Origin of the sequence: Rhodoplanes elegans (genome assembly GCF_016653355.1) — a bacterium.
In the GTDB taxonomy this organism is placed as follows: domain Bacteria; phylum Pseudomonadota; class Alphaproteobacteria; order Rhizobiales; family Xanthobacteraceae; genus Rhodoplanes; species Rhodoplanes elegans.
This window is the reverse complement of the sequence record NZ_NHSK01000299.1, coordinates 1-11,923: the sequence shown is the minus strand read 5'-3', so window position 1 is coordinate 11,923 and position 11,923 is coordinate 1. Positions and strand designations below refer to the sequence as shown.

At 67.8% G+C, this 11,923-nt stretch carries 18 protein-coding genes and 1 pseudogene; all 19 read left to right on the top strand.

Annotated features, from left to right (window positions below; genetic code table 11):
- Window positions 1-148: 148 nt before the first annotated feature.
- A pseudogene (locus CCR97_RS29730) lies at window positions 149-1,015 on the top strand (DUF7146 domain-containing protein); the annotation flags it as partial.
- A 334-nt stretch (window positions 1,016-1,349) separates the two neighbouring features.
- Window positions 1,350-2,273: a DUF2493 domain-containing protein gene (locus CCR97_RS29725; RefSeq protein ID WP_012047446.1), complete on the top strand. Its 924-nt coding sequence runs from the start codon at window positions 1,350-1,352 to the stop codon at window positions 2,271-2,273.
- 79 nt (window positions 2,274-2,352) lie between these two features.
- Entirely contained in the window at window positions 2,353-2,607 is a 255-nt protein-coding gene (locus CCR97_RS29720) for a FitA-like ribbon-helix-helix domain-containing protein (RefSeq protein ID WP_012047447.1), read from the top strand.
- A complete protein-coding gene (locus CCR97_RS29715) occupies window positions 2,604-3,026 on the top strand; it encodes a type II toxin-antitoxin system VapC family toxin (RefSeq protein WP_012047448.1) in 423 nt (140 codons plus the stop codon). Before CCR97_RS29720 ends, CCR97_RS29715 begins: the two co-directional genes overlap by 4 nt.
- 169 nt (window positions 3,027-3,195) lie before the next feature.
- The gene (locus CCR97_RS29710; RefSeq protein WP_041751132.1) at window positions 3,196-3,636 is read left to right on the top strand and encodes a hypothetical protein; all 441 of its coding nucleotides are present in this window, start codon (window positions 3,196-3,198) and stop codon (window positions 3,634-3,636) included.
- Window positions 3,637-4,225: 589 nt separating this feature from the next.
- Window positions 4,226-4,549, top strand: a complete 324-nt coding sequence (locus tag CCR97_RS29705) for a DUF736 domain-containing protein (RefSeq protein ID WP_041751133.1) — start codon at window positions 4,226-4,228, stop codon at window positions 4,547-4,549.
- A gap of 203 nt (window positions 4,550-4,752) precedes the next feature.
- Window positions 4,753-5,004, top strand: coding sequence for a helix-turn-helix domain-containing protein (locus CCR97_RS29700; RefSeq protein WP_012047452.1), 252 nt, complete (start codon window positions 4,753-4,755; stop codon window positions 5,002-5,004).
- A 120-nt stretch (window positions 5,005-5,124) separates the two neighbouring features.
- On the top strand, window positions 5,125-5,382 hold the full coding sequence (locus CCR97_RS29695) for a DNA -binding domain-containing protein (protein WP_012047453.1): 258 nt from the start codon (window positions 5,125-5,127) through the stop codon (window positions 5,380-5,382).
- A gap of 125 nt (window positions 5,383-5,507) precedes the next feature.
- Complete coding sequence (locus tag CCR97_RS31970; RefSeq protein WP_012047454.1) at window positions 5,508-5,828, top strand: transcriptional regulator domain-containing protein; 321 nt, start codon at window positions 5,508-5,510, stop codon at window positions 5,826-5,828.
- Window positions 5,806-6,279, top strand: a complete 474-nt coding sequence (locus CCR97_RS31965) for a DUF2285 domain-containing protein (protein WP_083780742.1) — start codon at window positions 5,806-5,808, stop codon at window positions 6,277-6,279. Before CCR97_RS31970 ends, CCR97_RS31965 begins: the two co-directional genes overlap by 23 nt.
- A 137-nt stretch (window positions 6,280-6,416) precedes the next feature.
- Entirely contained in the window at window positions 6,417-6,692 is a 276-nt protein-coding gene (locus tag CCR97_RS29680) for a helix-turn-helix transcriptional regulator (protein WP_012047456.1), read from the top strand.
- A 10-nt stretch (window positions 6,693-6,702) separates the two neighbouring features.
- The gene (locus CCR97_RS29675) at window positions 6,703-7,581 is read left to right on the top strand and encodes a replication initiator protein A (RefSeq protein ID WP_012047457.1); all 879 of its coding nucleotides are present in this window, start codon (window positions 6,703-6,705) and stop codon (window positions 7,579-7,581) included.
- A gap of 208 nt (window positions 7,582-7,789) precedes the next feature.
- Window positions 7,790-8,428, top strand: a complete 639-nt coding sequence (parA, locus tag CCR97_RS29670; RefSeq protein ID WP_041751135.1) for a ParA family partition ATPase — start codon at window positions 7,790-7,792, stop codon at window positions 8,426-8,428.
- Window positions 8,425-8,679, top strand: coding sequence for a ribbon-helix-helix protein (locus CCR97_RS29665; protein WP_012047459.1), 255 nt, complete (start codon window positions 8,425-8,427; stop codon window positions 8,677-8,679). Before parA ends, CCR97_RS29665 begins: the two co-directional genes overlap by 4 nt.
- Entirely contained in the window at window positions 8,676-9,185 is a 510-nt protein-coding gene (locus CCR97_RS29660) for a DUF2840 domain-containing protein (RefSeq protein WP_111357857.1), read from the top strand. The genes CCR97_RS29665 and CCR97_RS29660 overlap by 4 nt, the downstream gene beginning before the upstream one ends.
- A complete protein-coding gene (locus CCR97_RS29655) occupies window positions 9,182-9,727 on the top strand; it encodes a S26 family signal peptidase (protein WP_012047461.1) in 546 nt (181 codons plus the stop codon). The genes CCR97_RS29660 and CCR97_RS29655 overlap by 4 nt, the downstream gene beginning before the upstream one ends.
- Window positions 9,728-9,772: 45 nt before the next feature.
- Window positions 9,773-10,108, top strand: coding sequence for a DUF736 domain-containing protein (locus CCR97_RS29650; RefSeq protein ID WP_012047462.1), 336 nt, complete (start codon window positions 9,773-9,775; stop codon window positions 10,106-10,108).
- Window positions 10,109-10,112: 4 nt separating this feature from the next.
- Window positions 10,113-10,886, top strand: coding sequence for a lytic transglycosylase domain-containing protein (locus tag CCR97_RS29645; RefSeq protein WP_012047463.1), 774 nt, complete (start codon window positions 10,113-10,115; stop codon window positions 10,884-10,886).
- A 244-nt stretch (window positions 10,887-11,130) separates the two neighbouring features.
- Window positions 11,131-11,923 (top strand): relaxase/mobilization nuclease domain-containing protein (locus CCR97_RS29640; protein ID WP_201160175.1); only part of this gene is annotated, 793 nt, incomplete at its 3' end.

The window sequence follows — 11,923 nt, the reverse complement described above, 5'->3', positions numbered from 1 at the left end:
CGTCGCGGCGCATCACGCGACCCTCCCTGACGGGCGGAGGTTATGTTGCGCAGAAGCTGCCGATCCCTCACAAAACGGCCGTCCAGCGCGGGGCCGCAACATAACCAGCGCCGCAACATAATCGGTCTTATGTTCAACTGCACATAAGACCGACGCCGCGACCGGCGAGCATGGCGACCTGCTCGACGTCATCCGCGAGAGCTGCGGCCTCGTGGATTTCGCGGACGTCGCGAGGGAGGCACGTGCCTTCCTCAGCCTGCCGCAACCCGAACCGCAGGCGCATGAACGTCGTCGCGCCATTCAGCCAGCCCCAACGGGTTCGCCGGAAGCCGCGCGGCGGCTGTTCGCCATGTCGCGGCCGATCCACGGCACGCTCGTCGAGACGTATCTCCGCCGGCGCGGCATTACGGCTTTGCACGGAACCGGTTCGCTGCGCTTCCACCCGCGCTGCTACTACCGGCCGGACGAGCATTCCGCCACGGAGACCTGGCCCGCCATGATCGCCGCCGTCACCGATCTCGACGGCCGCCTCACCGGCGCGCACCGGACCTGGCTCGATCCCGATGGCTTCGATCCCATCCGTCTCGGTAAGGCGCCGATCGACACGCCGCGCCGCGCGATGGGCGATCTTCTCGGACACGCCGTCCGCTTCGGCGTCGCCGGCGAGGTCATGGCCGCTGGCGAAGGCATCGAGACAATGCTCTCGCTGAGGATGGCGCTGCCGGACATGCCGATGGTCGCCGCTCTGTCGGCAGCCCATCTCTCGGCCATCCTCTTCGCCGACACACTGCGCCGGCTCTACATCGCGCGCGATGACGATCCGGCCGGCAACGGCGCGATGGCCGCGCTGATCGAGCGCGCGTCCCACGACAGCATCGAGGCGATCGTGCTGTCGCCACGACTCGCCGACTTCAACGAGGATCTCCGGATGCTCGGCCCCGACGCCCTACGCGCAGCCCTTCGGGCGCAGATCGCGGCCCGGGATGCCGCTCGCTTCATAGCCGAGGCCGCATAGCCCTGATGAACCTGGACGTGCGGCCGGAACGGATGATGGGGCTCGCCGTCACGCCGGCGGCCGATGCTGCTCGCGCCGGGACAGAGCCGCGCCCGCGGCCTTCCTGAGAGGCGAACGGGACGGCAAGCGGCCCGGCCCGGCAATGGCTGCGGCCGGCTATTTTCCGCCGGCGCTGACGCGCCTTTGCATCGCCAGGCAAAATAGCCGGCCTTCGCCATCCTCCGCTGGCGCTTCGGCCCTGCGCTTCGCTCCAGGTGCAGGGCCGGCCCGCCCACCGTCTTCCGTCGCCATGAAGGCCGCGAGGGTCGCGGCCAATCCAGCGACGGAGCATCCCATGACCAGCGACGACGACTTCGAGCCCCACCACAGCTCCTCCCCGACCGATCACGTCCTGACCGAGCTTCAGCTCTACGGCTTCCGCCCCTTCCAGGACGAACCCGACCCGCGCCCGCTTCCCGAGGGCAATGCCGTCGCCGGGGCCATCGCCGACATCTTCGACGCTCTTGTTGCCACGCTCGGCGACACCCGCCTCGAGCCCGATCTCGAGGACCTGCTCTGGTCGACCGTCAACATCTTCCACCGCGCCGCCGACCGCATCGCGCGCGAGCTCGACGACAACGAGCAGGCGCAGCGCCGGAGCCAGCAGGAGCAGGACGGCACCGAGGTCAAGTCGGTCGAGCTGGAGCGGCTCATCGCCGAGGGGCAGACCCTCATCGAGCGCCGCGACGCCTTCGAGCTGATGCGCGACCAGGCCTGCGAGCATTTCGAGCGCCACACCGGCTCGGCCTGGCGGCCGCGCAGTGGCTCGCTCGTCAACCACCGCGCCATGACCGCTGCGATGATCGACAGCCGCGACTTCCTCGCCGCGAAGAAGCGCGCCGAGACCGAGGTCATGCTGCCGCCCGGTCCCAAGGTCGCGCTGAGCGGCGGGCTCGACTTCAACGATCACCGGCTGATCTGGGCCAAGCTCGACCAGGTGCACGCCAAGCACCCCGACATGGTGCTCATGCACGGCGGCTCGCCGAAGGGCGCCGAGCGCATCGCCGCGCGCTGGGCCGATCACCGCAACGTGCCGCAAATCGCCTTCAAGCCGGACTGGGCAAAGCACGCGAAGGCCGCGCCCTTCAAGCGCAACGACGCCATGCTGGAGGTGCTGCCCATCGGCGTCATGATCTTCCCCGGCACGGGCATCCAGGAAAACTTGGCCGACAAGGCGAAGAAGCTCGGCATCCCGGTCTGGCGGTTCGGCGGCGCTTGAGCGCCGGCATCATCCTTGAAAAATGCTATCACATTCGTAATACTGATAGCGCCGCAGTCAATCCGCCGAGGACGCTATCATGCCCGCTGTCACTATTCGCAACCTCTCGGAGGAGGCGCATCGCGCCCTGAAGGTCCGGGCGGCGCAGCACAACCGCAGCACGGAAGCCGAAATGCGCGCCATTCTGGAAGCCGCCGTGCGCCCCGCGGGGCGGCTCAAGATCGGCACCGCGCTCTCGGAGATGAGCCGCAAGATCGGACTCAACAATGCCGATGTCGAGGCGGTCGAACAGGTTCGCGACACCCGGCCCGCCCAGCCGATGCGCTTCGGATGATCCTGCTCGACACCAATGTCGTCTCCGAGGCGATGAAGCCCGAGCCACATCCGTCTGTCCGGGACTGGCTCGACGCCCAGGCCGCGGAAACGCTGTTTCTCTCCAGCGTCACCATCGCGGAGCTGATGTTCGGCATCGGCGCGCTGCCCAGGGGCAAGCGCAAGGACCGCCTGGCAACCACGCTCGACGGCGTGATGGAGCTGTTCAAGCCGAGAGTCCTGCCCTTCGATACGCAAGCGGCGCGGCGATACGCCGACCTCGCCGTCAAGGCGCGCAAGGCCGGCAAGGGCTTCCCCACGCCCGACGGCTACATCGCCGCGATCGCCGCCGCGCACGGCTTCGCCGTGGCGTCGCGCCACACCGCCGCGTTCGCGGCCGCCGGCCTGACGGTCATCGATCCCTGGACGGGCGGCGGCTGATCAGCAGTCGGAGAAGTTTCTGATGCGGAACAATCCGGCTCAGCTACGCCGGACGGAAGCCGTTCGCGATGTCCGCTCACGCGCCGACGATCTTATGCTATAAAGCCCTGCGCCGTGGTGGTGGTGGAAGGCGCGACCGTCAGATCCTTGTCTCACGGAGGCCACCACCATGATTTTACTCAGCGTGCTCGCCAGCATCGCCGCCATCGGCGTCATCTGCTGTCTCTTGTTCTACCTCGCGGTCTACGCGCTGCCGCTGTTCGCGGGCGTCATGGCAGGCGTCTGGGTGTATGGCACAGGCGCCGGCTGGCTTGGCGGAATCGCCGTCGGGGCGGTCGCCGGCCTCGCGACCCTGCTTGCCGGCCACCTCCTGCTCGCATTCGTCAAGCCGCTCTGGCTGCGGCTCATGATCTCCGCCGCTTTCGTCGCACCTGCCGCCATCGCCGGCTATCACGCGACACATGGCATCGTGAAGCACACGATGCCCTCCGAAACCTGGCAGGTCGCCTTCTCAGTTGTCGGGGCCGTTGTCGTCGGCATCACCGCCTTCGCGCGGCTGGCGACGCTGGCCCCGCCCGGCCGGACCGGCCACGGCGTGGCGCGCGCCTGAGACTGTTTCGGCGGTTCAAGGCATGACGAGATCACGCCTCCTGCGCGCTCCTCGTCGCCTGTTGGCAATTCGGGGTGAGAACGAGCGCCGGATTGCCAAGCTGGGCCCATAGTCACGCGCTGCATTGGAACGCGGGGTTGGCCCGCGCGACGAACCTCCACGCCATCGAAGACAGCGGGCTGGTCGCACGCCTGTCGCTGCTCATCGAGAGCATTGATGCGGCCGGTCCGGTCGCCTCGACGCGGGATGAGCGCCGTGCGCCGACGCCGCCGGACCCCTGCGGTTGCACGACGGAACCGCCAAGTTCTCCTTGATCCTCTCTGCCTGATCGAGCGCTCCATGCGGCCTCTTTGATGAGCTGATCTGGCCGCAGGCCGGCTTCGCCTCGACCGCCTATGCCGCAATGGCACCGGTCGACTTTCTTCCCCTGGGCTGCGCCCATTCCTCGCGAAACAAGAAAGTCTCCCGGCTGCCATCCTCCGCTGCGCTCCGGCCCGCAAGCAGGTGCGGCGTCGATCGCCTCCGGCCAACCGATCGCCATCGAGGCCGCAATGGTGCGGACTCGAAACAGAGATCAAGGAGAACTACCATGGCGACCATCGGCACCTTCAAGAAGTCCGGCAACGAGTTCGTCGGCCAGATCGTCACCCTCAGCGTCCAGGCCAAGAACGTCCGCATCGTCCCCGAAGCCACCCGCTCGGGTGAGAACGCCCCCAGCCACCGAGTCTTTGCGGGACGCGTCGAGATCGGCGCCGCCTGGACCAAGCGCTCCAACGAAGGCCGCGACTATCTGGGTCTCAAGCTCGACGACCCGTCGTTCACGGCTCCCATCTACGCCAACCTCTTCGACGACGAGGAAGGCGAAGGCTACAGCCTGATTTGGTCCCGCCCCAACCGCCGCAACGGCGAGTGAGGCGAAAGCCCCAGGCCCCGCCCGGCTTGACCGGGCGGGGCTTGCTCGCTCCCGGAGACGAGGCGTAAACGACCGAATCAGTTCACGGCGAGTCGGCTAACAGCCTGTCTTTGTCGGCCATTTTTGCTCGCCTCCTTGACCAAGAACGACTATTTTAGTCGTAGTTCTGGCTGCTCGATCGGCCCGGTGGGAGGTGATCATGCATGATCACCGCCCGACAATGGCGGGCCGCTCGCGCGTTGCTGGGATGGACACAGGAGACGCTCGCGGACAAGGCCCTGGTATCGCTAACGGCGCTCAAACGACTCGAATCCGCTCACAGCGCCGTCTTCGAGTCGACGGAAGATCAGGTCCGTCGCACGCTAGAGGCCAACGGCATCGTCTTCCTGTCGTCCGACCAGGGCGAAGGAGTGATGCTTGTACGCGCGAAAGTGGGCGGCCACGGCAGAACTTGACGCGGCACCCCCGTGCAGCGGGCGGAAGAGCGTGCACGGCGCTCCTCTTGCACCGGCCGCCAGTGTGCGTAGGGTTAACAATCCGTTGCACCGAACCCGTGTCGACCGTCGGGGCTCGAATTGACACACCAAGCATTCCTAGACGAGCCGCCGCAAAGCACGCTGCTGACGAGCTACGACCGCGCTCACATGAAGCTCTACATGCGGCTGCTCGACGCGGAAACCGACGCCGCCGATTGGCGCGAAGCCGTGGCGCTCCTGTTCGGCATCGACGCCGGCAGGGAACCTGAGCGCGCCTATCGCGTGCACCGCAGCCATCTCGCCCGTGCCCGTTGGATGCGTGAGTACGGCTACCGGCAGCTCGCGCGCGAGGCCTGATATCGAGACGTGATGCTGTCCTAGCATCACCCCTTGCATGTTCGGCGGCTACCCGCCGTCGTCTCAACCCGCGATCGTATTCCTCCTTCGCACGCGCCCGACCAAAGGGTCAGGGGAGGAAACACATGGGTCCCGACACATCGCGCTGGCGCACCTCCGAGACCTACGACTATCTCGATTATCTCTTCGCGCCGGACCTCGCCTGGGAATGGCTGAGGCGCAACCCGAAATACCAACGAGACTTTGCCGAAAGCGAGCGATCCTCCGCTGCCGCCCAGCGCTTCGCCGTGCTGGTGCGGCCGCGCTGGGGGTTGCGCTTTCGCGATCGACCCGTCGCTCGCCGCCACGAACGCCCCCGTCTTCTGGACCCCCGATGTCGATCCCGGCACTGTCATCCTCACCGCAGCGCCTCCATCGCCTTCAGTGGAGAGCGCCGTCCCGCCTGACCTCGATGCGAATACCGCCCGCGACGGCGCAGACGGGTTAAGCATTGTCCAGGGTCGCGGCGCGAACGCCGTTCGACTCTTCCTCACAACTGATGCCTCGCCCGCGAACCCAGTTGTCGCATTGGTCCCGCTGGGGGCCGATGGCCTCGACCGCATCGACGCGGTCACCCGTCTTTGGCGTGCCGTCAACGGACGAAAGGTGCCGATCGACGGGCGACTGACCAAGCAGCAGCGTCGGCGACTTCGGCGCATGCTTCAGGCGGTGGATGGACACACGGAAGGGGCGAGTTACCGCGAAATCGCCGAAGCTATCTTCGGGGCCGCCCGCATCGCCGATGCGTCTTGGAAGACCTCCGCCCTTCGCGACGTGACGATTGATCTCGTGAAGGACGGCCTCGCGCTGATCGCTGGTGGCTATCGTGCGCTCCTGCGTCGGCGACGCCGTCAGTAGTTTTGCCGCGCTATTCCGCAGGGGTGCGATTTTAGCACTCGCATCTTCGCCATCCCCTCACGCAGCTTTCCTCCGCCACCGTGGCCTTCGCTCGCCGGTGCTCGCCGGCAACTTGAACGAACGCCCGGAGGTGCGACATGACGAATCTCGCCGGCTTGCCGCCGCGCTTCTTGCGGACGCCGGAGGCCGCCGACTTCCTCGGCCTGTCCAGCCGGACACTGGAGAAACATCGCACCTACGGCACCGGGCCGGCCTATCGGAAGCTCGGCGGTCGCGTCGTCTATGCGCTCGACGACCTCAAGGCCTGGGCCGACCGCGGCGCGGTCACCTCGACGTCCGACCCGCGCGGCTCCGTGCTGCCGGCCAAGCGCCACGACTCGGCCTCGGCGCAGGCCGGTCGTAGCCGCCGTTGAGAGGCGCGACATGTCCTGGGCGCGACGCCATAGCGAACGCGAGCAGCTCGATCTTTTCCGGGCGCTGCCCGGCGATCTCGCGCCGCGCGACGCGCAGGACCTCATGGCCTATCCGTTCTTCTCGCTCGCCAAGTCGAAGCGGCTGGCGCCGATCGACTTCAAGGCCGGCACCATTGTCATCCGGGTCGAGGCGGTCCCGGAGCACGGCATGGCGACGATCTGGGACGCCGACGTGCTGATCTGGGCAGCCTCACAGATCGTCGAGGCGCGCGACCTCGGCCTGCGGCCGTCGCGCCTGGTGGCGGCGACGCCATACGAAATTCTCTCCTTCATCGGCCGCGGGGTGAGCGCGCGCGACTACGACCGCCTGAAGGCCGCGCTCGACCGCCTGCAATCGACCACCGTCGCGACCTCGATCCGCCAGCCAACCGAGCGGCGGATGCACCGCTTCTCCTGGATCAACGAGTGGAAGGAGCGTGCGGACGCGCACGGCCGTCCGCTCGGTCTCGAGCTGATCGTACCGGACTGGTTCTTTGCCGCTGTCCTTGATGACGCGCTGGTGCTCACAATCGACCGCGCGTACTTCCGTCTGACCGGCGGGCTGGAGCGCTGGCTGTATCGCTTGGTGCGCAAGCACGGCGGCCGCCAGCACTACGGTTGGAGCTTCGACGTCGCCTATCTCCATGCGAAGTCCGGCAGCCTCTCACCGCTCAAGCATTTCGCCTACGACCTGCGCGACATCGTTCGCCGGCAGACGCTGCCCGGCTACCGGCTGACCATCGAGCAGCCGCCGGACGCCCCAGAACGCCTCGCATTCGTTCCCGTCGCTTCCGCGGCCCTCGCTCCGCTGCGGCCGCGCGGGACTTCTCGCGCTGGGGACAAGCTGTGAATCGCCTCGTGCTATCAGGGACGGAACCTATCGTGCCATCGGGGACCCGATCCTCGTGCCATCGGGGACCGGATTCATCGAATCCGAGCGTCGATTCAAAGCAATGTGCGCGGCGTAACTCTTCTAACCAGGATTCCTTCGGAATCTTTCTAACGGCCGCTCCGCGTTCCACACCTGTGGATGAGTGCCGCCAACGGGAGGCGGCGCCATGATCGTCGCGCTGCTCAACCAGAAAGGCGGCGTCGGCAAGACCACGCTCGCCCTCCACCTCGCCGGCGAATGGGCACGACGACGCCAGCGCGTCACTGTCATCGATGCCGATCCGCAAGGTTCTGCTCTCGACTGGTCGCAGCAGCGCGCACGCGAGAGCCTTCCACGGCTGTTCGGCGTGATCGGCCTGGCGCGCGATACGCTGCACCGGGAAGCGCCCGAGCTCGCGCGCAATGCCGATCACATCGTCATCGACGGCCCGCCGCGCGTCGCCGGGCTCATGCGCTCGGCACTGCTCGCGGCCGACATCGTCCTGATCCCGGTGCAGCCGTCGCCCTTCGACGGCTGGGGATCGGCCGAGATGCTAGCACTGCTGAGCGAGGCGCGCGTGTATCGCCCGCAGCTCGTCGCCCGCTTCGTCCTCAATCGATGCGCCGCGCGCACTGTCATCGCGCGCGAGACCGCGCTCACCCTCGCCGATCACGACCCGCCGCTGCTCGCCTCCAGGATCGGTCAGCGTGTCGCCTTCGCGGAGGCCGCGCAGTCCGGCCGCCTCGTCTGGGAAGCACACACAGAAAGTCCGGCGGCGCGCGAGATCACCGCTCTTGCGGCCGAAGTCGGGAGGCTGGCGCGATGACGCAGCGCTCCCCGAAACGCGCCTTCATCGCGCGGCCGGCCGATCCCGAACGCTGGATCAAGGCATCTGCACCGCGCCCCAACAGCAACGACGACGCGGCCGCTTTCACCGCGCGGCTGACGATCGACATCACGCCGGAGCTGCGCGGCCGCATCAAGATCGCAGCCTTCCAGCACGGCCTGACCGTCGCGGACATGCTGCGCGACCTGCTCGCCCGCGAATTCCCTCCAGCCGAAGGAGACCACCCATGACCGGTGCGCCTCACCTGCGCCTCGTGCCGTCGCCGCTTCCCGCCGACGGCTTGACACGCGTCGAGCTGACCTGGATCGAGAAGAAGGTCGAATACTGGATCCACTTCGGCAAGGAGAAGGACGAGCAGATCCTCGACCGGCACCGCCGCGTGCTCGCCTTCACGCCCAACAGCGTCTTCGCCTTCGTGCGCTGGGCCTCCAACGACCATGGCACCATCTTGTCGCGCATCGACATCGTGCGCGCGATCACGCCCGGCGAGCGCTATCAGACGCTGCCCTTCGTGCGCCCCGGCGGCGACATCTTGCTCAAGATGGAGGGCTGGCCGAAGGTCGAGCGCGTCCTCCAGATCGTCGATGCGATCGAGGCGATCGGCATCGACCCGGCCGAGGTGTCGCCGCATCACTGGCGCCACGTCCACCACCGCCTGACCGCCGGCGAGGAGCCGCGCCGCTACACCGTGGAGCAGCATCGGGCGATCCTCCTGCGGCGGAGGGTCGAGCCGTGACGCGCCTCGGCTATGTCATGACGACCTCCCTCGCCGTGGTGGCGGTCGGCGTTCTCTCCTTCCTTCCAGTGACGCCGAGGCTCATCTGGAATGCGTCCGCCAGCGTACCGCTCGGCCTCTATTCCATCGCGCCGGCGCGTCACCTCGAAGTCACCGATCTCGTCGCGGTCGAGACGCCCGAGCCGCTCGCCTCCTTCATGGCCGAACGCCGCTATCTGCCCCGCGGCGTGCCGCTGATGAAGCGCGTCGCCGCCGTTGCTGGCCAGCAGGTTTGCCGGGACGGATCGCACATCACGGTCGACGGGATCGACATGGGCGACGCGCTGGCGCGCGACCGCGCCGGCCGTGTCTTGCCGTCCTGGCAGGGCTGCCGCCGCATCGCCCATGGCGAAGTCTTCCTGATGAACTGGGCCGCTCCCGACAGCATGGACGGCCGCTACTTCGGCCCGCTCGCCACGAAAACGATCATCGGCCGCGCGGTGCCGCTGTGGACCGACGAGGACGGCGACGGCCGCTTCCAATGGCACGCCGCAACGCGGTGACGGCGCGCCGAGCACGTCCCCTTCACCGCACATAGGGAGCTTTCAATGCCACAGATCGGAGAGTTCACCCGCACCAAGAACGGCTATGCCGGGCACGTCCGCACGCTCACGCTGAACGGCGAGATCGTGCTCATTCCGGCCGAGCATTCGGACGCCGAGAACGCGCCGGACTACCGCGTCCATCTCGGCGACAGCAACGGGCCTGAGATCGGCGCCGGCTGGAAGCGCACCGGCGAGAAGGCCGGCGACTACGTCTCCGTCCAGATCGACGACCCGGCGCTCAGCCAGCCGATCCGCGCCAACCTGTTCCAGTCCGGCGACGCAAAGTCGATCTGGGGCCTGCACTGGAACCGCCCTCAAAAGCGCCCCGAGCGGGATTGACGCGATGGTCATCCGCTTGATCTCGCGGAGACGGAGTGAGACGGCTGGGCGGGGCTCGCTCGCCCGGCGTCTTCCCGCTCTTCTCCTTTCCGGCCTGCTGATCGCCGCGCCCTTCACCAGCGTTGCGCTTGCGCAGAACGCGTCTACCGCGCGTCTTCGGAGCGACCACACAATCGCTGACTACATCGCGGAAGCGGCGCGGCGTTTCGGCCTGCCCGTCGCTTGGATACGGGCCGTCATGGACGCGGAAAGCGCCGGCGATGTGCGCGCCGTCTCTCGCAACGGCGCGATGGGCCTGATGCAGATCTTGCCGGACACGTGGTCGGAGCTGCGCGCCCGTTACGGTCTCGGCCGCGATCCGTTCGATCCGCGCGACAACATCCTGGCCGGCGCCGCGTACCTGCGCGAGATGCACGACCGTTACGGATCGCCGGGCTTCCTCGCGGCCTACAATGCGGGCCCGCAGCGTTATGACGAATACCTTGCGGGCGTGCGCGCTCTGCCGGCCGAAACGCGTGCCTATGTCGCTTTGCTCGCGCCCCTTGTCGGCGGCGAACCGCTCGAGCGCGTGACCGCGATTGCGCCTGATTCGCTCGCCTGGACGCGCTCTCCTTTGTTCGTCGTGCGCGCGAACGGCAACGCGAATGCAGCCCCATCGCAAGAACAGCGCGCGCCCGGTGACAACGCGACAGCACCACGAGCGCGGGACGCGGCAGCGCTTTCACCGCGCTCCTCCGGCCTCTTCGTCGCGCAAGCGAGTCCGGACCCGCAGCAATGACGCGCTCGTTGCCCAATCGCGATGTAGCGACCCCCAGCGCACAAGAGCGTGTGGTGAGGCGGGAGGGCGCAACCACGTCCGCACGATGGCAGGATAAAGGGGCGCGAGGTGCGCGCCAGGACGGTTGTGCGTTTTCAATAGCTTACATGCCGAAGCCGCGAGGTGCGCCGTCCCGGCGCAGCCTGCGGCTTCGGCACTTCTTCAATGAATTCCGTCGCTTGGCGCGATGTGCGGGGCCGCGGCCATGAGCGCCGAGGACGACTTCCGCATCCGGCCTGGCCGCATCCGCTCGACGCGCACGCAGCGGGCGCGGCCCTTCATCGCGCAGGCGCTCGCCGCCGCCCAGCGCGCCGGCGGCTCCGTCTCCCGCAAAGGGACGATCGGTCCCGGCCATCGCTCCCGCTTCGGCCGCGGCCAGCGCGCCTCGATCCAGGCCAACCGGCTCATCACGTCGCGCTCGCGCGGCGCCGTCGTCAAGGCACGCGTCGTCCGCCACGGCGCACGCGGCGCCTCGCTCGTGACCCATCTCGGCTATCTCCGGCGCGAGGGCGTCACCCGGGACGGAGAGAAGGCGCGGCTCTTCGGTCCCGGCACCGATGAAGCCGATCCGAAGGCTTTCGCGGAGCGCTGCGCCGACGACCGCCATCACTTCCGCTTCATCGTGTCGCCGGATGACGCGATCGAGATGGCGGACCTCAAGCGGTTCACCCGCGACCTGGTCGGCCAGATGGAGAAAGATCTCAGGACAAGACTCGACTGGGTGGCGGTCGACCACTGGAACACCGAGCACCCCCACGTCCACCTGATCGTGCGCGGCGTTCGTGACGACGGCGAGAACCTCGTCATCGCGCGCGACTACATCAAGGAAGGCATGCGCGACCGCGCGCGCGACCTGATCACCCAAGAACTCGGCCCGCGCACCGATCACGACATCCGCACCGCGCTGGAGCGACAGATCGAGGCCGAGCGCTGGACGAACCTCGATCGCCAGCTCGCGCGCGACGCCCATCGGACGGGCATCATCGATCTCGCGCCAC